At 35.4% G+C, this 23,265-nt stretch carries 19 protein-coding genes; 6 read left to right on the top strand and 13 right to left on the bottom strand.

Translation table 11 applies throughout. The annotated features are described in order from the left end of the window. Positions 1-28: 28 nt before the first annotated feature. Positions 29-1,351, bottom strand: a complete 1,323-nt coding sequence (gene lat, locus EGH73_RS04975; protein WP_123280934.1) for an L-lysine 6-transaminase — start codon at positions 1,349-1,351, stop codon at positions 29-31. A gap of 287 nt (positions 1,352-1,638) precedes the next feature. Beyond that, complete coding sequence (amaB, locus tag EGH73_RS04970) at positions 1,639-3,192, bottom strand: L-piperidine-6-carboxylate dehydrogenase (RefSeq protein WP_123280933.1); 1,554 nt, start codon at positions 3,190-3,192, stop codon at positions 1,639-1,641. A 254-nt stretch (positions 3,193-3,446) separates the two neighbouring features. On the opposite strand from amaB, the gene EGH73_RS04965 reads away from it, so the two are divergent. Further along, positions 3,447-3,635, top strand: a complete 189-nt coding sequence (locus EGH73_RS04965; protein WP_123280932.1) for a hypothetical protein — start codon at positions 3,447-3,449, stop codon at positions 3,633-3,635. A gap of 52 nt (positions 3,636-3,687) precedes the next feature. Here EGH73_RS04965 and era read toward each other — a convergent pair whose 3' ends face one another. After that, complete coding sequence (gene era, locus EGH73_RS04960) at positions 3,688-4,563, bottom strand: GTPase Era (protein WP_123280931.1); 876 nt, start codon at positions 4,561-4,563, stop codon at positions 3,688-3,690. A 182-nt stretch (positions 4,564-4,745) separates the two neighbouring features. Here era and EGH73_RS04955 point away from each other — a divergent pair, with 182 nt between their 5' ends. Next, complete coding sequence (locus EGH73_RS04955) at positions 4,746-5,750, top strand: DHH family phosphoesterase (protein WP_123280930.1); 1,005 nt, start codon at positions 4,746-4,748, stop codon at positions 5,748-5,750. Between the two features lie 166 nt (positions 5,751-5,916). On the opposite strand, the gene EGH73_RS04950 is transcribed toward EGH73_RS04955, so the two are convergent. The 6 genes from EGH73_RS04950 to tilS all read right to left on the bottom strand — a co-directional run bounded on the left by EGH73_RS04950 (position 5,917) and on the right by tilS (position 11,689). Beyond that, on the bottom strand, positions 5,917-6,279 hold the full coding sequence (locus EGH73_RS04950; protein ID WP_123280929.1) for a DUF1304 domain-containing protein: 363 nt from the start codon (positions 6,277-6,279) through the stop codon (positions 5,917-5,919). Between the two features lie 2 nt (positions 6,280-6,281). Then, positions 6,282-7,064, bottom strand: coding sequence for an alpha/beta fold hydrolase (locus tag EGH73_RS04945; RefSeq protein WP_123280928.1), 783 nt, complete (start codon positions 7,062-7,064; stop codon positions 6,282-6,284). 3 nt (positions 7,065-7,067) lie between these two features. Next, entirely contained in the window at positions 7,068-7,565 is a 498-nt protein-coding gene (locus EGH73_RS04940) for a hypothetical protein (protein ID WP_123280927.1), read from the bottom strand. A gap of 110 nt (positions 7,566-7,675) precedes the next feature. Beyond that, positions 7,676-9,739: a thioredoxin family protein gene (locus EGH73_RS04935; RefSeq protein WP_123281001.1), complete on the bottom strand. Its 2,064-nt coding sequence runs from the start codon at positions 9,737-9,739 to the stop codon at positions 7,676-7,678. Positions 9,740-9,958: 219 nt separating this feature from the next. Then, positions 9,959-10,363: a GxxExxY protein gene (locus EGH73_RS04930; RefSeq protein WP_089767706.1), complete on the bottom strand. Its 405-nt coding sequence runs from the start codon at positions 10,361-10,363 to the stop codon at positions 9,959-9,961. A gap of 66 nt (positions 10,364-10,429) precedes the next feature. Continuing rightward, positions 10,430-11,689, bottom strand: coding sequence for a tRNA lysidine(34) synthetase TilS (tilS, locus tag EGH73_RS04925; protein WP_245985420.1), 1,260 nt, complete (start codon positions 11,687-11,689; stop codon positions 10,430-10,432). A 158-nt stretch (positions 11,690-11,847) separates the two neighbouring features. On the opposite strand from tilS, the gene EGH73_RS04920 reads away from it, so the two are divergent. The 3 genes from EGH73_RS04920 (at position 11,848) to EGH73_RS04910 (ending at position 14,196) form a co-directional block, all read left to right on the top strand. Continuing rightward, complete coding sequence (locus EGH73_RS04920) at positions 11,848-12,684, top strand: OmpA/MotB family protein (RefSeq protein ID WP_123280926.1); 837 nt, start codon at positions 11,848-11,850, stop codon at positions 12,682-12,684. Between the two features lie 117 nt (positions 12,685-12,801). Then, a complete protein-coding gene (locus EGH73_RS04915) occupies positions 12,802-13,449 on the top strand; it encodes an O-methyltransferase (protein ID WP_089767702.1) in 648 nt (215 codons plus the stop codon). A 30-nt stretch (positions 13,450-13,479) separates the two neighbouring features. Beyond that, positions 13,480-14,196, top strand: coding sequence for a C40 family peptidase (locus EGH73_RS04910; protein WP_123280925.1), 717 nt, complete (start codon positions 13,480-13,482; stop codon positions 14,194-14,196). Positions 14,197-14,275: 79 nt separating this feature from the next. On the opposite strand, the gene EGH73_RS04905 is transcribed toward EGH73_RS04910, so the two are convergent. The 4 genes from EGH73_RS04905 to EGH73_RS04890 form a co-directional block, all read right to left on the bottom strand. Further along, a complete protein-coding gene (locus EGH73_RS04905) occupies positions 14,276-16,495 on the bottom strand; it encodes a TonB-dependent receptor plug domain-containing protein (protein ID WP_245985438.1) in 2,220 nt (739 codons plus the stop codon). 446 nt (positions 16,496-16,941) lie between these two features. Beyond that, on the bottom strand, positions 16,942-17,751 hold the full coding sequence (kdsA, locus tag EGH73_RS04900) for a 3-deoxy-8-phosphooctulonate synthase (protein ID WP_123280924.1): 810 nt from the start codon (positions 17,749-17,751) through the stop codon (positions 16,942-16,944). Between the two features lie 120 nt (positions 17,752-17,871). Beyond that, positions 17,872-18,402, bottom strand: coding sequence for a DUF1697 domain-containing protein (locus tag EGH73_RS04895; protein WP_123280923.1), 531 nt, complete (start codon positions 18,400-18,402; stop codon positions 17,872-17,874). 100 nt (positions 18,403-18,502) lie between these two features. Continuing rightward, complete coding sequence (locus EGH73_RS04890; protein ID WP_123280922.1) at positions 18,503-21,988, bottom strand: glycosyltransferase family 117 protein; 3,486 nt, start codon at positions 21,986-21,988, stop codon at positions 18,503-18,505. 217 nt (positions 21,989-22,205) lie between these two features. Here EGH73_RS04890 and EGH73_RS04885 point away from each other — a divergent pair, with 217 nt between their 5' ends. Continuing rightward, on the top strand, positions 22,206-23,243 hold the full coding sequence (locus tag EGH73_RS04885; RefSeq protein ID WP_123280921.1) for a PLP-dependent cysteine synthase family protein: 1,038 nt from the start codon (positions 22,206-22,208) through the stop codon (positions 23,241-23,243). The last annotated feature ends 22 nt before the right edge of the window (positions 23,244-23,265 follow it).

Here is a 23,265-nt window from a genome sequence, read left to right as displayed (position 1 = left end):
CGAAAAAAATATCATAATCTGAAATTCCTTATATTAAATTCTCGAATATTGAATTTATTTTATCTAAAATTATTTGGATTTCTTCTTTTGTTACATTAAGATGCGGACGGAATCTAAGCGATTGGTCTCCACAGGTTAGGACGATAACTCCCTCATCATACAACGCCTTTCTCAACCAATCTCTAGATGCGCCGTCTTTCAGGTCAAATGCGCACATCAAACCTTTTCCTCTGGCAGCAGAAATATGGTCTGGATACTTTTGCGCTAATTGCTTCAAACCATTCAATAAAAATTCACCAACGACTCTAGAATTTTCAACCAGATTTTCATTTTCAATAATTTCTAAAACCAGTTGAAAACGTAGCATATCGATAAAATTACCTCCAAATGTAGAATTGATTCTAGAACTTTCTACGAAAACGTGATGCTCTACCTCATCCAACTTTTCTTTGTTAGCTAGAATTCCGCAAACCTGAGTTTTCTTACCGAAAGTAATGACATCCGGAATAATATCAAGATGTTGGAAAGCCCACATTTTTCCAGTCATTCCAATGCCTGTTTGAACTTCGTCAAGGATAAGAAGAATTTCGTTTTCGTCACAGATTTTTCTTAATTCAGTAAAGAATTCGTTTCTGAAGTGATTGTCTCCACCTTCTGCTTGGATTGGCTCAATAATTACACAAGCCACTTCATCAGGATTCGCTAAAATCGCTTCCTGAATATGCAATAAAGCCAATTGCTCGTGCTTGATTGTTTCTTCCAAATTCTCTTCAGTAATTGGGAAATTCAGTTTTGGATTAGTAATTCTTGGCCAATCGAATTTTGGAAAGTATTGATGCTTTCTAGGGTCAGATGTATTGGTTAAAGACAATGTATAACCACTTCTTCCGTGGAAAGATTGTTTGAAATGAATCACCAAACTTGCTTCTTTCTCAATATTCTTTTGCCAGTTTTTTCTGGTTTTCCAGTCAAACGCCGTTTTCAAAGCATTTTCTACCGCCAAAGCGCCACCTTCTACGAAAAAGCAATATTGTAATTCTTTCGGAATTGCCACTCTGGAAAAAACTTCCATAAAATCGGCATATTCCTGAAGATAAACATCACTGAGCGTTGGTTTGTAAATCGCCATTTTTCCCAGCCAATCGGCTTTTTCCAAAATGTAAGGATGATTATATCCAACGGAAGCCGACGCAAACATAGAGAACATATCGAGATATTCTTTGCCTGTCAAACGGTCTGCAATGTAAGAACCGTGGGACTTCTCAAAATCCATTACGAAATCGAAACCGTCAGCTAAGATGTGTTTTCCTAATGTTTCTTTAACTTTATTCTCGTGTACAAGTGTGCTCATTTTAATTATTTGGTTTTTATTTTAAACGCAAAGCCCGCAAAGATTTTTTTTTACAATTCAATGTTTTTAAGTTCGCAAAGGCGTAAAACTCAGCAAAGATTTGATCTTAAAATCATGTATAGTCTTTTCAATATTTTGTTCTAATGCTATTTTTAATGTTGAATCTGCAACCCGACTTGAGCGGAAATCCTTTTTTGCGTATACTTCAAGTTCTATTTAATATGAAATCGTCTGCAAAAAAGATTGGGGCGGAAGGCGGATAAGTTGCCATAAAAATTTTAATAATTTTAATCTAAATCGAATTTAATCCCTTGTGCTAAAGGTAAGCTTGTGGTATAATTGATGGTGTTAGTCTGTCTTCTCATATAATATTTCCAGACATCGGAACCAGATTCGCGTCCGCCTCCAGTTTCTTTTTCGCCACCAAAAGCACCTCCGATTTCAGCACCTGAAGTTCCAATATTGACGTTCGCAATTCCACAATCTGAACCTCCGTTGGAAAGGAACAATTCTGCTTCACGAAGATTTTGAGTCATAATTGCAGAGCTCAAACCTTGCGGAACATCATTCTGTAGAGCGATTGCTTCGTCCAGATTTTTATATTTAATCAAATAAAGAATTGGCGCAAAAGTCTCGTGTTGAACGATTTCGTAACTGTTTTCAACCTCAGCAATACAAGGTTTTACGTAGCAACCAGAATTGTAATTATCGCCTTCCAAAACGCCACCTTCTACGATGAATTTCCCACCTTCAGATTTACATTTTTCGATAGAATCCTGATATTGTTTCACAGCAGATTGGTCGATAAGCGGACCAACGTGATTGGTTTCATCCAGGGGATTTCCGATTTTAAGTTGTCCGTAAGCTTTTATCAGACGGTTTTTCACTTCGTCGTAAACAGATTCGTGGATAATCAATCGTCTTGTGGAAGTACATCTTTGTCCAGCCGTACCCACTGCACCGAAAACTGCGCCGATGATTGACATATTAAGATCTGCATTTTCTGTAATGATGATGGCATTATTTCCTCCCAATTCCAGAATCGATTTTCCGAAACGTTCTGCTACATTTTTCCCGACAATTCTTCCAACTCTTGTCGAACCAGTGAAAGAAACTAAAGCAATTCTTTTATCATTGACTAATTTGTCTCCAATTTCGTGATCCGCAATTACAAGACTGGAAATTCCTTCCGGCAAGCCATTTTCTCTTGCAACTTCTGCGAAAATATTTTGGCAAGCAATTGCGCAAAGCGGCGTCTTTTCAGACGGTTTCCAAATGACAACATTCCCGCAAATCCATGCTAAGGCCGCATTCCAGCTCCAGACCGCCACTGGAAAATTGAAAGCGGAAATCACACCTACAATTCCAAGTGGATGATATTGTTCGTACATCCTGTGTCCGGGTCTTTCCGAGTGCATTGTGTAACCGTAAAGCTGACGGGATAATCCGACTGCAAAATCGCAGATATCAATCATCTCCTGAACTTCGCCAAGACCTTCCTGCAAAGATTTCCCCATTTCATAAGAAACGAGTTTACCCAAATCATCCTTATATTCTCTCAATTTATTTCCGAACTGACGAACCAAATCGCCACGTTTCGGCGAAGGAACCTGTCTGAATTCTTTATAAGCTTTTTGCGCTTTGGCTACAACTTTTTCGTAATCTTTGGCATTAGAAGTTTTAACTGAGGCTATCTTTTTACCATCTACTGGCGAAATACTCTCTATTTTTTTTCCAGTAGAAAAAAATTTATTCCCTGTAGATGTTCCATTGTTTTCTGATGAAATTCCTAATTTTTTGAGATTTTTTGATATAGAAATTGTCTCTGATTTTTTTGCCATAATATTTTTATTACTCGTTTCTAAAGATAAAAATATATTTTGACCAACAAAGAAAAAAACTAACAAACGTTAGTAATTGATTAAAATCTAATGGAAAATTAAACACTAGGAAAAGATCATTAATTTATAAATGAGAAAGTTACGAATCAAGTCACTTTAACAACAGCGACTTAAAAATCTATAAATTAATGATTTTTTATAATTTTGAATCAATCTAAAATGCGAAAGTTTTCATATTTTTGAAAAAAATAAAAATGGAAGATCAAATGCAGACTACCGAAGAAAAGAAATCGCCGAAGTGGAAAAGTCTGCTGAAAAAATTTGGAATTGGCGGAATTATTTTTTTTACAGTAAAAGGCATCATCACTTCTACTCTAATCTACTTTCTTGGCAAAAATTTTTGGATAATTATCAAGGATTATGTTGCTCAATGGTTTGATTAACTAACTTTTACTACTTATTTAAAAAAAATCCTTTATAATAAAGGATTTAATTCTAACGGTAGCCAAAGTTTTTCAGATCTCTGTCATTTTTTCGCCAGTCTTTTTTGACTTTCACAAAAAGATTAAGGTGAATTTTCTTTCCAAAGAATTTTTCCAAGTCCAATCTTGCCTCTGTTCCAACTTTCTTAATAGCTTCTCCCTTGTGGCCGATGATAATTCCTTTCTGCGTATCTCTTTCTACATAGATAATAGAATCTATCACAATGGCGCCTTCTTTTTCTTTGAAAATTTCCGTCACCACTTCTACAGAATACGGAATTTCTTTTTCGTAATTAAGAAGAATTTTTTCTCTGATGGCTTCATTTACAAAGAAACGTTCTGGCTTATCTGTGTACATATCTTTGTCATAATACGCCGGATTTTCTGGTAACATTTCTTTCAATTTTGGAAGAATAACGTCCAGATTAAAATTATTGAGAGCCGAAATAGGAAGAATCTCTGCCTTTGGGATTCTCTCGTGCCATTCTGTTGCTATTTTTTCTAGATCTTCTTGGTTAGTTTGGTCAATTTTATTTAACAGTAATAAAACCGGAACAGGAATTTTATTCAGTTTATCAATTAAAAATTCGGATGGTTCTGCTTTGTCCGTCACATCTACAATGAACAAGAAAACATCTGCATCCTGTAAAGAATCCTTCACAAAATCCATCATTTTTTCCTGCAAACCATATTTTGGATCCAAAACACCTGGCGTATCAGAAAAAACTATCTGCAAATCTTCTTCATTATAAATCCCGAAAATACGGTGACGTGTAGTTTGCGCTTTTTGGGTAACAATTGCCAGCTTCTCTCCCATCAATTGGTTAAGAAGTGTTGATTTTCCGGCATTCGGTTTCCCGACGATATTTACGAATCCTGCTTTGTGCATTGATTTTAAATTAAAATGATTAAAAAATTAAAAGATTGAAAACCTTTTAATGGATTGCAAAGTTACGGAAATTTCAAGGGAAGATTTGAAATTGTTGATTAATAAAAAATCGGTTCAACTTTGAGCCTATTTTTATATTTTAAAGTTCTACCTTTGAAAATTCATATTTCAAATAATCGTTTATGTTCACAGACAAAGAAATTTCAGAAATCAATCATCTTCTCGTTCCGGAAAACAACATCGTTATCGTAACGCATCACAATCCTGACGGAGACGCTATTGGTTCTTCTCTTGGTCTTAAACATTATTTGAAAACAAAAGGAATCGACGCTATTGTAATTACGCCAAACGACTTTCCAAAATTCCTAAAATGGATGCCGGAAGCCAAGAAAATTCTGATTGCAGATTACAAAAGAAAGATGGCTGGAGAAGCGATTTATAATGCTGATGTTATTTTTTGCCTCGACTTTAATTCACCTTCAAGAATTGGGATTTTAGGCGATTGGGTAACGAAATCCAGAGCCAAAAAAGTTTTGATTGACCATCACCAGATGCCGGAACAATTCGATTATGTCTATTCTGACACGACAGTTCCTGCGACTTGCCAGATGGTTTATCATTTTATCCAAGCGAATAACGACGAAAAATTGGTCAATCTTGATATTGCACAATGTCTTTATACTGGAATAATGACCGATACGGGCGGTTTCCGATTCCGTTCTACGAGTGCAACAACTCATAGAATTGTGGCAGATTTGATTGAAAAAGGCGCTGACCCAGCCGTTATCACTTCTAATACTTGGGACACAAACACCATTTCACGTTTACATCTTCTTTCTTTAGTTCTTAGCAGAATTGAGTTGACTAAAGAAGGAAAAGTAGCTATTCTTTGGCTAAAACGTTCTGAACTGAAAGAATATGGCTTTGAAAAAGGTGACACAGAAGGTTTTGTAAATTATGGACTCAGCGTTCTTGGAACCAAAATGGCAGTTTTCTTTATGGAAGACCTTTATGAGGATTTCATCAAGATTTCTTTCCGTTCCAAAGATTCTGTAGACACCAATCAGTTTGCGAGAAAACACTTTAATGGTGGCGGACACATCAATGCTTCCGGTGGGAAATATTTCAAATCTATGGAAGATACGATTGAGGATTTTAAAGAAAAAATTGAAGCGGAGGATTTTTAATCTTCTAAATGATTGACAAAATTTGTTTTCTTGACAAAAGCCCTAGCCCCGATAGTAGCGGCATCCTTTTTTGTTATTGCGATTGCTAAAAAGTTCAACAGATTGCTTCACTTCGTTCGCAATGACAAAAAAGATATAGCGGATAGCGGGATTAGCTCCTAAAAATTTATCTTAACAAAAAGAAAATCAGCGCAATAATTGCCGGTAGAGCTTGAACAAAAAATATTCTCTTCGAAGCAGAAAGTGCGCCGTAAATCCCTGCAACAATTACGCATCCAAGAAAGAAAATCGCAACATTTTTTGACCAAACTGTCTCACAAATAAACAAACTCCAAATGAGTCCAGCTGATAAAAATCCGTTATAAAGTCCTTGATTAGCCGCCAAGCTTTTTGTGGGTTTAAAAAGCTCTGATGGAATAGTTTTGAATGTTTTTTTGCCCAATGTTTCCCAAGCAAACATCTCCATATAAAGAATGTATAGATGCTCCAGTGCGACGATGGCGATGAGAATTTTTGATATGATTTCCATTTTTAAAAAACAAGATTTTTTGGTAAATGATGCAATAATTCTGTATTGATAATCGAAGCGCAAATCTCGGGTTTTTCCCAATGTCCATTGTGTCCGCAATCCAGCACATAAGATTTGATATTGGTTCTGTCAGGAAGATTTTTGATGGTTTTTTCGGAATTGACAGCGGAGTCGTGTTTGCCCGAAAGAACCAGAATTTTACCTTCAAAGTTTTCTAAAACCGATTTTCTATCAACTCGTTCTATCATCCCTTTTTGAGATGCCAAAACACCTTCAACAGAAGAAGTGTAAGCGGTTTCTTTTGCAAGTTTGATTTTGGATTCCAAAATATCGTGTTCGTTTGGGTTGAAAAGATTGGGAACGCCTGCGTTGACAAATGCTCTGAGATTTTCTTTGATGATTCTCAGTCCTTTTCTTCGGGTTTCTTTTTTTGCTTCGTCATCAGCAAAATAGGTGGAGAAAAACAATGTAAATGATTTCAAAAGCTCAGGATATTTTTCAGCAAAAGCCAAAGAAATATAACCGCCCATCGAATGTCCCAGCAAATGGAATTCAGTTAATCCCAATTCATCCGTTACTTTTTTGACTTCATCCGCCATTATCTCAGAAGTTTGAATTTCTGCAACAACTTCTGACTTTCCAAAGCCCGGCAAATCGATTTTTATCAATCGGAATTTCTCTGACAGAAACGGAATCATATCATCCCAAATCGAGAGATTTTCCATAAATCCGTGAAGTAAAATTAAGTTTTCGGTTCCTTTTCCTTCTATTTCGTAATTGAGCATCGTTTACAATTTAATCATTATTTTGTCGGCAAATCCGGCATTATTCACGGATTCGTAAAGTTTGAAAGTTTTCCCGCCATCTTTTGTAGAGAAATTTCTTTTGCCTTTTCTCACATCCAATTTCCCGTTGTCATAATCGGAAATACTTTGGGTAATGGTTCCATCGAATTTAAGATTTTTCGGTGACGTCATTCTTGCGTTACCTTCGATTTTCACAAAATTATTTCCCGATTTATTTTCGCCGGAGATTTTGTATTCGTCTTGTCCGATTTTCGTAAAAGTGATTTTCCCTGAACCATTCACTTGGTCGTGCGTCAAAGTATGTGTTCCTGAAAAATCCTTGAAAGCTCGACTACTGAGAATACTATCGTTGATTTTAGTTCTCGCAATATTGATTGAATCGATGATTTTTGTGCTGTCAACTTTTGGAGAATTAGTTTCTTCAGATTTTTTACAGGAGAAGACGGAAAGCAAAATAACAATCGGCAAAAGATTTTTCATTGGTTTAATTTTCCTCTAAAATAAATAAAAAAAGAGCTTCTGGAAAGAAACTCTTATAATAGTTGAAAACTTTATCAAAGATTTTAACTTTGACAAAATATGTTTTAAAATCAATTGCTATTCTTAAAATAATCAATCCCACATTTTAGGAATTTTTTGAAATCTTCTATCGGCATATAGCCTGAAACTGGTGAATTAATCACTTTTTGGTCAGGCGTTACCAAAACATAATGCGGCTGAGAATTATTATTGAAATTAACTTGTTGAAATAAACTCCATTTATCACCAATCGTTTTCACTTTCTTCATTTGACCTTCTCCCATATCTATTTTGATCTGTTCATTTTCTGGCAATTCTTCCTTATCATCCACATAAACCGAAGCAATGATTAAATCATTCTGAAGAATCGGTAAAACATCATCCTGACTCCAAACAAACTCTTCCATTTTTCGGCAATTTTCACAACCGTAACCCGTGAAATCTATCAAAACCGGTTTGTTTTCTTTCTTAGCCACTTCTATCGCTTCAAAGTAATTGTGATAAGGTTTCAAACCTAGAATTCCATCTTCTTCTTTATGGAAGTAATTAACATTCAATGGAGGCAGAATCCCACTTAACATTTGTAATTTCGGTTTTTCTGAAGGAATCAATCCTTGAATTAAATATCCAATAAACACAATTCCGAAAACACCCAAAATTCTTCTCGCTAATGAAATTTTCGGTTTCTTATCATCGTGTGGAAATCTGATTTTCCCGAATAAATAAACAACTAATCCAATGGCGATAACAATCCAAAGTGCAATAAAAAGCTCTCTTTTCAGTAAGAAAGTTTTGGAAACCAAATCTGCTTTTGACAAGAATTTTAATGCTAAAGCCAACTCGATAAATCCAAGAACAACTTTCACGGTGTTCATCCAACCGCCTGATTTTGGTAAACTTTGAAGCGCTTGAGGAAACAGCGCCAACAATCCAAAAACTAATGCCCAAGCCAATCCGAAACCAGCTAAAGCAAACGTCAACAATGTTGGAACATTAGTCGCGCCTGCAACAACTCCACCTAATAAACTTCCCAAAATAGGACCTGTACACGAGAACGAAACAATGACCAAAGTCAAGGCCATAAAGAAAACCCCAATCAATCCGCCCGCTTCTTCAGCTTTGGAAGATTTGTTGGCGATCCAGCTTGGCAAAGTAATTTCGTAATACCCGAAAAAACTTAGAGCAAAGAATAAAAATATAGCGAAGAAAAATAAATTCAGCCAAATATTGGTTGAGATCTGATTGAAAATATTCCCCGAAATCCCATCAATAATATGAAACGGAATACTCAATAAAACAAAAATCAGGAGAATGAAAAATCCGTAAATAAACGCATCTCTTTTACCTTTTGCTTTGTCTTTATTGCCTTTTGTGAAGAATGAAACTGTCAACGGAATCATTGGGAAAACGCACGGTGTGAGCAATGCGATTAATCCACCTAAGAATCCTAATCCAAGAACCAACCAATTATCGTTTTGAGGCTTTTGTTGCTCGGCTCCACAATTCGTCAAAGGATTTTTGAAGTCCAGAGAATTGATTTTCAAACCGTCTTGTTTTTGATTACCAACTGAAGAAACAACTGCGATTACAGTTCGGTTTTCGGGAACAGCAACAGAATTGGAATCATTTTTCGTAGCTGTTTCAACTTCTATTTTGGTTTCAGAAACCACAGTTGCAGCCAATTCCTTTTCAAATTCCAAAGTATTCGGAGCAAGACAAACTCGATCATTACAAGTCTGATACATTATTTCAGCTGTAATTGTCGCAGGTTTGGAAGCATCTTTTGGTTTGAATTTTTGCTTAAAAACGACTTTGTTAGAATAATAAACAATCTGAGCGCCGAAAGCTTCCGAAAACTCATCGTGCTTTTTCCCTATTTCCTGAACTTTTCCAATCAGCTGGATTCCTTGTTTTGAAGTGATTTTAAATTCAGTTGGGATTCCTGAATCTGGTGGTAAATCCTGAGAATAAATGTGCCATTTATCTTCGATAGTTCCAGTTAAAACTGCTTCATATTCGTCTTTGCCAACAGGATTAATATCGAATTTGAACTTAACCGGATTTTTTATCTGCGCATTGAAAATGGTTATTATAAATAGAAAAAGTGTTGAAAACACTATTTTGAAATCTTTCATTTTATTTAGTTTTAACCACATAGGCACAATAGATTTATGTTTTAATTTTAAAAAAATAGTAACAGATGCTTTCCGCCTATGTTTCTATGTAGTTGATTTATTTAAGTTTATCGTTTTATTTTGTTTTAACCACATAGGCACAATAGATTTTCTTTTTAAAATATTATAATTAAAGGTAAAATATATACCTTGGAATACTATGTGTCTATGTGGTTCAGTTTAATTTAATTGTTCGTAATATTTATTCACAAAAGTCTGTTGTCCTTCTTTAAAAATATTGGTTACATTGAAATTTATCAAAATTCCTTTTGGAACTTTCAAAAGATTCATATAATTAAGAACCTGAGCCTTATGAATATCGTGAAATTCTTTAACTGATTTAATTTCGATAACAATTGAATCTTCAATGATAAAATCACATTGGAAACCACAATTCAAATCAATCTCCTTATATTTTACAGGAATAACAAATTCAGATTTAAAATTAATATTTTGAATCCGAAATTCTTCCTTCAACGCTTTGTGATAAACAATTTCTAACAAACCAGGACCTAAAGTTTTATGAACTTCAATACAAGCTCCTAAAATCTTATAGGTTAATTCTGTTATTTGTTTTTGCGTCATAAACTATTTAATCTTTTTTTAACCACATAGGCACATAGGAGAATACTAAGCTATGTGCCTATGTGGTTAAACTTTTAAAGTTAATTCTGCTTCTGAATTATCTGATGAAAATCTTCCGTCTTGACGAAAAGGCAGCACACCTACGATTTGTTCATCAGCATCACAAAGAAGCCAGATTTTTTGCTTGGCTAAAATAGACAATTTTTCATCCTTAAAAAACTTCGAAATTTTCTTTTTACCAATCATTCCAATAGGAAAATACAAATCGCCTTCTTGTTTCTTTCTCAATTTCAGAGGCAATTGAACTTTTTGTTTATCAATTTTCCAAAAACAATTTCCAAATTCCTGGACTTCATTTTTTAAATTTTGAGGAATAATGATTTCGTTATCAATAATTTCCAGAATTAATGAATCTTCCGACTTCTGATTTCCGACTTCAGCCTTGCAGCTAAAAATCAACTCATTTCGATTAATAATTAACTGGTATTCAGAATTAAAAAAAGAACTTCCAGTTTGAGCTGTCAGAACTTTCTGCATTTCGTTCTCATCATTAAAACTAAATCTTTTCAAAATCTCATATCGAATCAATTCAGATTCCTTTGAGAATTTTTGTTTATCGATTATGATTTGATTTTTATCAGAATTTATCTTGAGAATTTTAATTTTATCGTCAACTGATTGATTGATAAAATCCTTGGCTTGATTGATATAATGGATGCTCTTTGAAAAATTAGTCAGAAAATCAGAATTGATTTTTTGCAATTCCGGAACTATGTTGTGCCGAATTTTGTTCCTTAGATAGTCTGTTTTTTGATTGGATTGATCTTCTCGAAAATCAATTTGATTCTCTTTGGCAAAATCATAAATTTCGTCCTTGGAAAAACCAAGAAGCGGACGAAGAATTCCGTTTTCATTTTGCGGGATTCCGCTCAAACCACGGATTCCGGAAGCTTTGGAAAGATTAATGATAAAAGTTTCCAATTGGTCATTCAGATGATGTGCTGTAACTATATAATCAAGATTTTCTTTTTCCTTAATTTCTCTAAAATACCGATATCTTAATTCTCTTGCCCAATTCTGAATAGAATTTTCTGGTTGATTATCATTTTCCGAAACTTCATATAAATGGAAAGGAATTTTATGTTTTTCGCAAAAGTCAAAAACCAACTTTTGGTCTAAGTTAGAATCCTCATTACGAAGATGATAGTTAATGTGCGCAATATGAAAACTAAATCCAGAAACCTGAAATAAATCAGCTAAAACCATAGAATCCACTCCTCCACTTACAGCCAAAAGGTATGTTTTTTGTTGTGGTTGGTGGAGCATTTGCTCAAACAGGTTTTGAAATTTTAACAGACTTAACACAATTTTATAACGAAACATTAAGTTATAAGCACAAATATACAGTTATTAATTCTTACCTTTGAAACGTTTTAAAACCAATAACCACTCAATAAAAACAATAAAACAAATAAATATTTACTATGAGATTATTTAAAATTTTGACCATCACTGCCGTGGGACTTTCCTTGGCATCGTGTGTCAGCAAAAAACAATTCGACGCGCTTAATCTGAACTACAAACAATGCGTGGAAGATGCTGGCGAAAGAATGCGCCAAATCCAAGATTTGAAAGGAGAAAATTCTTCTCTAAAAGGGCAGAACGACTTGCTAGTTGGACAAAACAATGCGCTGAAATCTAGTTTGGATGCTTGTTTATCTAACGCTGGAAAAGGTTCTGCAAACATTGATAAATTAGTTGGAGAAATCAACGCTTCTAATGCTTATATCAAGCAATTGATTTCCGGAAAAAGCAAAAATGACAGTTTGAATATCGCGTTATCTAACAAATTGAAACGTTCACTTGACAACGTTGCAGACCAAGATGTAGATGTGAAAGTTCTGAAAGGTGTTGTATTGATTTCATTATCTGATAAAATGCTTTACCAAGTTGGAAAATATGACATCCAACCAGCTGCAGCAGATGTTTTAGCGAAGGTTGCAAAAGTAATCAACGATTATGACACATACAGCGTTTTGATTGAAGGTAATACAGATAACACGCCTCTGAACAGCGCCAATGCGCCGAGAGACAACTGGGATCTTTCCGCACTTAGAGCAACAGCAGTGGCGAAAGTTTTACAAAATCAGTTTGGTGTGAATCCTAACAGAATTACCGCAGGTGGTAGAGGAGAATACAATCCTAAAACAACCAACGCATCAGTTTCTGGACGTAGCGAAAATCGTAGAACGGAAATCATCATTATGCCGAAACTGGATGAGTTTATGAAGTTGATGGACATCGCTCCGGTGAAAAAATAATTTGGTCAGAAGTCTGATGTCAGAAGTCAGATGTAAACTAAATCTAAAAATAAAAACCTTGTCAGATTTTGGCAAGGTTTTTTTGTTTATTAAATTTGAACTTTAATCCTTTGAACAATGAGTTACTTCGAAGAAATGGACAAAGAAATGGATCGCTATCTGGAAGAAACAGCTTCCGAAGAACCTGCCATTCTAAAAAAATTAAGAAAAGAAACTTACCAAAAGACCACACAGCCGCATATGATTTCTGGTTATCTGCAAGGTCGTTTATTGAGTATTCTATCGCATATCGTTCAACCAAAAAATGTCCTGGAAATTGGGACTTTTACTGGTTATGCTACTTTGAGTATGGCGGAAGGATTACCTAAAGATGGAAAAATCTATACAATTGATAAGAATGAAGATTTAGCATACATTCCTCAAAAATACTTTGCGGAAAGCGATTATAAAGACCAAATCGAATTCATCATCGGAGATGCTAAAGAAGAAATCAAAAAACTGGATAAAGTCTGGGATTTGATCTTCATTGATGCTGATAAGGAAAGCTATTTGGAATATTTGAGACTCATTAAACCCAATCTGCGTTCAGGAAGCATCATTCTTATCGATAACGTTCTTTGGTACGGAAAAGTACTTGAAAACAATCCAAAAGATAAACAGACCGAGCAAATCAAATTGGTTAACAAAATCATTGCAGAAGATCCGGATTTCGAAAATCTAATCTTACCTTTGCGAGACGGATTACACTTGATTAGAAAGAAATAATTCGTATTTTTAAATTCATAATTGATTGAAATGACAAAAGGAATTTGCAATGTTTCCATCGCACCATTGAGAGCGGACAGTTCTGACAAAAGCGAAATCGTATCGCAACTTCTTTACGGAGAATCTGCGGATATTCTGGAAGTTAAAGATAATTGGACGAAGATAAAAACCCATTACGACAACTACGAAGCTTGGATGGACACAAAACAAATTTCGCCCGTTTCTGATGAATTCGTTGTATCAAGAAAAAGAAATCTTGTGAAAGAGCCTTTCCAATCTACAATGACGGAGAGTGGAAAAGTGCTATTATCAATGGGTTCCGAAGTCAATTTTGAAACAACTGCGCCCACTCGTGGACGTGACCTCAGTGAAAGCATTGTCAACTGCGCCAAAGAATTCCTAAATGTTCCTTATTTATGGGGCGGAAAAAGCTTTTTCGGAATCGATTGTAGTGGTTTCACTCAGATTATTTATAAAATTCACGGTATTAAAATTCCGAGAGACGCCTATCAGCAAGCAGAAATTGGAGATGCTTTAACTTTTATTGAAGAAGCTAAACCTGGCGACCTTGCCTTCTTTGAAAATAAAGAAGGAAGAATACATCACGTTGGGATTATCTTAGCAGACCAAAAAATCATCCACGCGCACGGAAAGGTAAGAATTGACAGTTTGGATTCCACAGGTATTTTCAACAAAGATCAGAACAGGCACACGCATATACTAAGGTTTATCAGGTCTTATTTTTAACCCATATTTTACTTCTTAATTATAAAGCAAAAGCTTCCTAAATTTGGAAGCTTTCATTTTTTATTGATGTAACTTTATTTTACAATTTGAATTCCAATTTAACATTGAAGAATCTTCCCGTCAATCTTACAGGAACTGGATAGTATAATTGAGGTGAAGAATTCACATCGCTGATCCATTGATTGGCAATCGTATTATTGATATTAAAAGCATTGAAAATCTGAACACCCAAAGTCAATTCCTTGAATTTGCCCCAGAAATTACCACTTGCTTTATTGTCTTTCTGATCGATGAAAACCTTAGTCAAACCAATATCAACACGCTTATAAGCTGGCAAAGTTTTTTGATAACGGTAAGCCGCCAAATAATCCGGCAAACCTGCAGCATCAAATAAAACTGGCGTTCCAGAAGGCAATCCGCTGGCATAAGTCAAAGTCAAATTAACTCTCATACTTGGAAACTTCGGCATATAATCTTGGTAGAACATAGAAAAACGGAAACGCTGGTCTGTAGGTCTTGGAATATAGCCCATTCCTTCAATATTTTCATAAACTCTGGCATAACTTGCAGAAATCCAAGAATCTACTCCGGGAACAAATTGACCGAATAATCTAGCATCCAAACCATAAGCATAACCTTCCGCATTATTTTTACCAGCATATCTTACTCTTACATTATCCAAATAATATGGAATCAAATTCTCCATTTTCTTGTAGTAAGCTTCCGTAGTCAATTTGAAAGGCTTTCTGTTATCGTTATTTCCAATCTTGAATTCGTAGTCGTTGGCAATGATAATTTGATAAGATTTTTGAGCTCTGATGTCTGAGTTGAAAGCGCCTGTCAAATCCTTAATCTCTTTATAGAAAGGCGCCTGATAGTAAACACCTCCAGAAACTCGGAACAACATATCCATATCCCAATCTGGTTTGATCGCAAATTGCGCTCTTGGAGAGAACAATGTCTCTTTGGTAAAACTCCAATTCTGAACCCTAGCTCCACCATTGACAGAGATTTTATTACTTCCCCACATAAATTTTTTGGAGAATTGAGCATATGCAGAAATCCTTGTCGGTGTAATATGATTTTGTCCTGCTATATAATACTTAAGATTAAGCGCAGAAGTATCAAGATTTCCTGGGATTACGAAATCTCTAGGCGTGCTATACCCGATAGAATCTACAAATTGCCACTCATTGGTAAAATCTTTGATGGTTTCTCGTTCATATTTTACACCAACTTCAATATCTGTGTTTACATCTGGAGAAAATCTCGTTCTGAATTGTGAACCAGCCACTCTAACTAATAAGTCATTTCGTGCGTGGTCAATCTGACCACCAGCATCATAACCAGCAACAGGATTTCCTTCCTCATCAAACGCTTCCAAAATGTAACCAGAAGCCAAAGAATAATATTCTCTTTCTCTGTTCTGATAAGCAAAATTATCTAAACTAAATTGCCATTTTTTACTAGGTTTGAAGTTAACACTTACCGTTCCCATCATATTTTTGTACTGATCATCTTCTTGTCCGTTGTAGAAAACTGTCAATCTCAAAGGTTGTAAAAGACTTCCAAAATCTACTTCTTTTTGCTTCGGAACCATCTGATAATCGTTCTTTGCATAATAGCCTAAGAAAGACACAGACCATTTTTCATTGAACTGATAATTAAGATAAGTCTGCAAATCCATATATCTCGGATTGAAATCTGTATCTTCATTCAAAGTATTAAGAACAAGGTTTGTATTTCTATATCTGGCAGAAACTAATCCTGTGAATTTTTTATCTTTCGATGCAAAGCCAGTGGTTAATCTTCCACCAATCAAACTTGCTTCTCCTGAAAGTTCAAATTTCTCTGGTTGTCTGTAATAGATATTAAGCGCAGATGACATTTTATCACCATATCTTGGTTCGAAACCACCAGCAGAGAAGTTAATCATCCCAACCATATCCGGATTAATGATACTCATCCCTTCCTGCAAAGAGTTACGAATTAAAAATGGACGATAAAGCTCAACATCATTAATATAAATTAAGTTCTCATCATAATTTCCGCCTCGTACCATAATTTGAGAAGACAACTCGGAATTGGAATTGACAGAAGGCAAACTTTTCAAAAGGCCTTCTACTCCGCCTCCTAAAGACGCTACTTCTCTCGCTTCTTTCACAGAAATCTCTACCGAAGTTAGGTCATTGGTTTTACGGATTCCCTTTTTCTGGAAAACAACTTCCTGAATCTCCGTAGCATTAACGACAGGTAAAAAAAGAACATTAACGCTTTGAGTTTTTGGTGATGTTTTGATCGTTTTAGAAAAACCTTTGAAGTTCAATTTTTGTACGCTCAAAGTTTGTTCAGAATCTGCGAGCGGGATTTTTACAAAACCATTTTTATCGGTTTGATAAGTTTGGTCGTTATAAGTAACCTCAGCTTCGGAAACAGATTTTCCGTCTTCGTCCAGAACTTTTAAATTGATTTGAGAAAATGCCAAAACTGGCAAATAGAAAAGAATTAAGAGAATATAATTTTTCAATGTTGTAGTTTTTTATTATCGATTTTATATTTTGAAATATCCTTGGTTGAGCAAAAATAACAATTAATCTAAAGAACGAAAGAATATTTGTAATTGTTATGCAGAAAATCAATTTGTTTCAGAATATTTGCGGATGAATTAAGAAATTTTAAGTCAAAGTTCTAAATATTCGCACTTCAAGACATAAAAAAAAGCCCGAATCAATCGGACTTTCTACTTTATAATATCGCTTCTCTGATTCTTGTCAGCTTCCCGAGCAAATCATCAAGCAAATCTAATTTCAACATATTCGCACCATCTGATTTTGCTACAGAAGGGTCTGGATGAGTTTCGATGAATAATCCGTCAGCTCCGACTGCGATTCCCGCTTTTGCAATAGTTTCAATCAATTCTGGTCTTCCGCCAGTAACACCCGAATTTTGATTCGGCTGTTGAAGAGAATGTGTCACATCCAAAATTACCGGAGAATATTCTCTCATTGTCGGGATCCCACGGAAATCTACTACTAAATCGCTGTAACCAAAAGTATTCCCTCTTTCTATAATTGCTGTTTTATCGTTTCCGGAATCTTTTACTTTTTGAACAGCAAATTTCATTGCCTCAGGAGAAAGAAATTGTCCTTTTTTAAGCGTCACAGCTTTTCCAGTTTCTGCCGCTGCAATCAACAAATCGGTTTGTCTAACCAAGAAAGCCGGGATTTGCAACACATCCACATATTCTGCAGCCAAAGCCGCGTGACCATTCTCGTGAATATCTGTTGTCGTAGGAACGTTGAAGGTCTCTCCTACTTTTCTAAGAATCTTCAAAGCTTTCTCGTCGCCGATTCCTGTGAAAGAATCTACACGGCTTCTGTTCGCTTTTCTGAAAGACCCTTTGAAGATGTAAGGAATATTGTATTTGTCAGAAAGTTTCACAATGTGTTCGGCAATCCGCAAAGCCATAGTTTCATCTTCGATAGCGCAAGGTCCTGCAATCAGGAAAAAGTTCTTGGAATCTTTGTGATGAATGTTATCTAAATATTGTATCATTTTTTTGATTTTAAATTATAAAATTCCAGATGATAGATGGTCTGAAAATCGAATACAAATATACGGAATTAATGCAGGAAAACCTTTTCCAACTCAAACTATCGAAAGGGTTGAAATTATCTATTTATTGAATTTATTAATAATCTTTTCAAACGTATTGGCATTTCTACTCGTCATTTTATCTTTCAAGCTTTTCTTGCCCAGAACTTTCCCGAAATCAGAAAGCAAAGTCTGTCCTTTCGGAACTTGCCAATAGAATATTTGGTTAATGATTTTACCTTTCTCACCTTTTGCTTTACTTGATTTATCAAATTCTTCCAACAAAGTTTCTTCTACTTTTTCTGAACCCAGAAAAATATAACTGTGGAAATTTTCTATTGGCGGAAATGGGGCATTTTTTAAAATGTCGTTGATTTCGTCTTCGTCCTTAATAAAGAGAAAAGCTTCGTAATTGAAATGGCCTGACATTGCTTTTTCCAAAATCTTCTTCAATTCTACAGAGTCTTTATCAGATTTAAACAAAATATTTCCACTTGCCAAAACCGAAGATACATTTTGAACACCTGCCTCTGAAAAAACTTTGCATACATCTGCCATTTTCATATTGGTCCCTTTGACATTCACACCACGGAGAAAAGCACAGTACTTCATAGAATTTTAGATTTTTAATGATAAATTTTAAATGCTTCTAAAAAATCTTGCTAAAATTATAAAATAAAAACGTCCCGAAATATCGAGACGTTTAATTTATTTACTGAGTGACTTTCATCAATTGTTTTGTGATGTTATCCATCTTTTCGGCTTCGTAAGTCGTGTCGTAATCTTTCATAATATCGAACAGATAAGAATAGAACGATGTTACTTTCTGTACATCATCTGCTTTTTTGAAAGCCTTTTCTTTTCCCATCTCCTGCAAATCTTTGATAAATGTATTGAATCGTTTATCAATGACATTCAGAGAGTTGACAAGATATTGGTAACCTTTATCTTTCTGACCAATTTTGTTATACGCATCGGAAACTGCGCCAACAACAAGGGAATATTCCATTGGTTTGGTTTTCATCTGTCTTGCTGCATAAACTTGGAATTTTGGCGATAATCTGGTGTAATAATCATACTCTTCGAAGATTCCTTTTTTGAGGTCTTCTGCCAGTTTAAGTCCTTTTTGCTCCTGTCCTGCTACGATATAGGCGTAAACAATAGAACTCAAAGACCTTGGGTCATTATATTTTACGACCGGAATTTCTCTGCTTGCCAAATCCAGAACCTCAATGGCTTTTTGTTTTTCGCCTTTAAGAACCAAAGCCTCAGCAGCTCTACTTGCCGATGATCTGTAACCGATGATATTCTGTGTACAAGTCTCATCAAAATGGACTTTCAAATCTTTGAAATTACCCCATCTGTAATTTTTAACTACATTATAAAGTTCGTCCGCATTCACCATTCCCAATTCGCCATCTGGAGATTCTTCAGTTTTAATAGGAACCAATCTATAGCTGAATCCATCAAACTTAAGATAATTCGAAAGGAAGAATAGATTGCTTCCGTCATAAATCCCGCCACTTGAAAAGTTGATTGGACGTTTCCAATCGAAGTTTGCCAGAATATCCAACATCATCATATTATTCTTGAACATACTAGAACCTTTATAATCGATGACGATTTGCTTTTCTGCTTTCTGCGCTTCGGCTGGTGTGATAATTCCAGATTTCACAGCATTATTCACATTCACTGGCAGTACAAATTTGGAAACCGGAAGGAAGTTGAATTTTTCATAACGCTCTTCTCCAAAAATCATTTTCACAATCTCGTCTTTTTCAGGCGATTTCATTTTAAGAAAGTTTACCGCCTCCTTCAATGTCATAGAATCCTGTGTAAGATATTTTCTGAAAGCTGCCAATTCTGTATCCGGAGCGCCCTGGTCTTTTAAATTGGCGAAGATATTACTCCAGTCATCTTTTGACATCAGATAAACCTGATCATTAGAACCTTCTCTGTAATCCTCGTGGGTCAAAGTGGATGGAACAGGCATTGAGTCGTAGGTTCTTCTCTTCACTTGGTCGATATTCCAGGGTGTTGAAAGTAATGTGAAGTTCACTACTTTGACATCTTTACGGAACTCCTCAGTTTCCTGAATCGCCCAGACTGGATACGTATCATTATCACCGTAAACGAACATTATTCCGTCTTTCGGCAAAGATTTTAAACTTGAATACGCATAATCGTAAGCTGCATAACGACCACTTCTATCGTGAACATTGTAGTTTTGGAAGCCCATCATAAAAGGAATTCCTAACAATACAACTCCTACGATAATCTGAGCTGATTTAGTCTTGATTTTTTTCTGAAGAAGCCAATAAATAGCTGCAACGCCAAGACCAATCCAAATTGCAAAGGCATAGAAGGAACCAACCATCGCATAATCTCTTTCACGAGGTTCAAAAGGTTTCATCCCTGTGTAAAATACAATCCCGACACTTGTTAAAATGAATAAAGACAATATCGCATAGAATCTTCCGAAATCTCTGTTCAGTTGGAAGAAAAATCCTAATAATCCTAATATCAAAGGCAACATAAAGAACTTAACGGTACTTTCATTCTGGAATTTAGCCGGCATTTCGCTTTGATCTCCCCATATATTATTATCGATGAAAGAAATACCTGTGATGAAGTTTCCATTGGTATTTTCCATATGCCCTTCTACATCATTCTGGCGACCTGCAAAATTCCAAAGCAGATATCTTCCGAAATAATAGTAGTTCTGGAACGTGATGAAGTAATCCAAATTCTGAGCTAATGTCGGTTTTTGAACATTGATAATTCCGAATTGTTTCGCTTTCAGATAATCATCCATTTTGATAGTTCCGTTCTCATATTTTTGACGAAGTTCATCAAAGAACTGTTTTGCTTCCGGACTTTCAGCAACCTGCTCATTTCCATAATTGAACGTGAAATCTGGTGCGCCGTACATCGAAATATAATTTGGCATTACCGATTTATCTTCACTGAACATCCTTGGTAAGAAACCAACGTGCTCTTTACTAAAAACATAATTAAACTTTTCTCCTACTTTACGATATTGTCCTGTTGTCGCATCTTTCTCGTAAGTATCACCTGTTTTTTCGGTTTTGTAACTTCCGTCTTCGTTTTTCTGAATTCCATTCGGGTCAAGATACGCGGTATAATTTTGACCGTACAAAGTTGGCCAATCCCCGTATTGTTCACGATTATAATAATCCAACATCCCCAAAGCATTGTCTGGGTCATTAAGGTTCATTGGCGGATTGGCGATTGCTCGGATTGGGATTACCAACCAGCAAGAGAATCCAATCATCATATACACTACTGATAATGCAATGGTTTGGTATAATGATTTCCCTGTTTTTCTTGTGTAAGTGATGAACAAATAACAAAGAACAACCAAAATAACAAATGCGAAAACTGTCCCTGAATGGAAAGGCAAACCTAATCCGTTAACAAAGAATATTTCAGATTTCCCGAATAAAGTCATTATCACAGGAAAAATAATTTTGAATACAATGGCAAGAATAACCAACGTTACCGCATTTGCTATCAAAAATGATTTCCAAGTGAATTTATAGTGTCTTGTATAGTAAATCAAACAAACTGCTGGCAGCGCTAACATACACATCATATGCACACCTACGGACAAACCAATTATAAAAAATAAAAGGATAATCCATCTTTCGTTATCTTTTTCAAGATATTCGTTTTCCCATTTTGTTATTAGCCAGACAATCAATGCAATAAACATACTTGCCATCGCATAAACCTCACCTTCAACCGCAGAAAACCAAAATGTGTCTGAAAATGTAAAACATAAAGCACCAACTGCTCCTGCAAATAAGGTTGCGATCTCTTCGGCAATCGTTATATTTTCGAATTCTTTATTCAGTAATCTTCTTACAAGATGTGTAATAGTCCAGAATAAAAACAGAATTGTAAATGCACTAAACAAAGCAGACATTGCATTAATCACCAACGAATAATGTTGACCATCGCCAAACGCAAACAATGCAACAACAGCACCAACCAATTGAAATAACGCAGCTCCTGGTGCGTGAGTAACCTCCAGTTTTACTGCGGAAGAAATATACTCCCCACAATCCCAGAAACTAAAATTAGGTTCAATGGTTGAAAGATATGTAATAAGTGCAATAACGAAAACTACCCACCCGAGAATGGTGTTCCATTGTTTAAAAGTCCAATTCTTCATAAGGAAAATGAAATAACGGCGAAATTAACGTTTTTGATTCAGTTATTTGGGTTTTTAACAAAAATTAAATATTGGTATATATTTTGAAAATAGCAGAAAACAATTGAAATATTACTAAAAAAATTATACAAAGTAAGATTCACGGCTCAAAAGTAAAAACATTGCAATTTTTTTTTTACTTTTGCAGACAGTTTTTGAGAGAAAAAATGATTATAAAATGATGAATGTACACGATAATATTCTTGGTTTGATTGGCAACTCACCGTTAGTCAAGCTAAACCAAGTTACCAAGGACATTCCTGCAACAGTGTATGCTAAGCTGGAGTCTTATAATCCGGGACATTCTACAAAAGACAGAATTGCGCTGCATATTATAGAAAATGCAGAAAAACAAGGCATCCTTAAATCAGATTCTGTAATTGTAGAAACCACTTCTGGCAACACAGGTTTTTCCATAGCTATGGTATGTATCGTCAAAGGTTACAAATGTATCCTCGCCGTGAGTGACAAAACGAAAGCTGAAAAAATCGCTTATTTGAAAGCTTTAGGTGCAACAGTATATGTGTGCCCAGCATCTGTCCCGGCAGATGACCCGAGATCTTACTACGAAGTTGCAAAAAGAATTGCGAAAGAAACTCCAAATTCTGTATATATTAATCAATATTTTAACGAATTAAATATTGATGCCCATTATCAGACAACAGGTCCGGAAATCTGGAAACAGACTGAAGGCAAAATCACCCATCTTTTTGCCTGCACAGGAACCGGAGGAACGCTTTCCGGTTCTGCAAAATACCTAAAAGAACAAAATCCTGACATCAAAATAATAGGTGTAGATGCAGACGGGTCTATCCTGAAAACTTACCACGATACAGGAAAAATTAACAAAACAGAAATCCATCCTTATCAGATTGAAGGTCTTGGAAAAAATCTAATTCCGGGAGCTCTTTTATTTGATAGAATCGATGAGTTTGTAAGAGTAAATGACGAAATGTCGGCTTACAGAACTCGGGAGATTGCATTGAAGGAAGCGATTATGGGTGGTTATACAACTGGAGCTGTAACTCAGGCTTTGATTCAGTATGCGAATTCGCACGAGTTTAAAGAAGATGATTTAATTGTGTTGATTTTCCCAGACCACGGCTCACGCTATATTACGAAAGTTTACAGCGACAAGTGGATGGAGGAGCAAGGTTTTATCAACAACTGTTTCCATAACTACGATGAAGTATTCAAAACAGAAATCATTAAATAAAATTATATCACAATATTTATAA

This window comes from Epilithonimonas hominis (assembly GCF_003730015.1).
Taxonomy (GTDB): Bacteria; Bacteroidota; Bacteroidia; order Flavobacteriales; family Weeksellaceae; genus Epilithonimonas; species Epilithonimonas hominis.
This window is presented reverse-complemented; position numbering and strand designations above follow the sequence as displayed.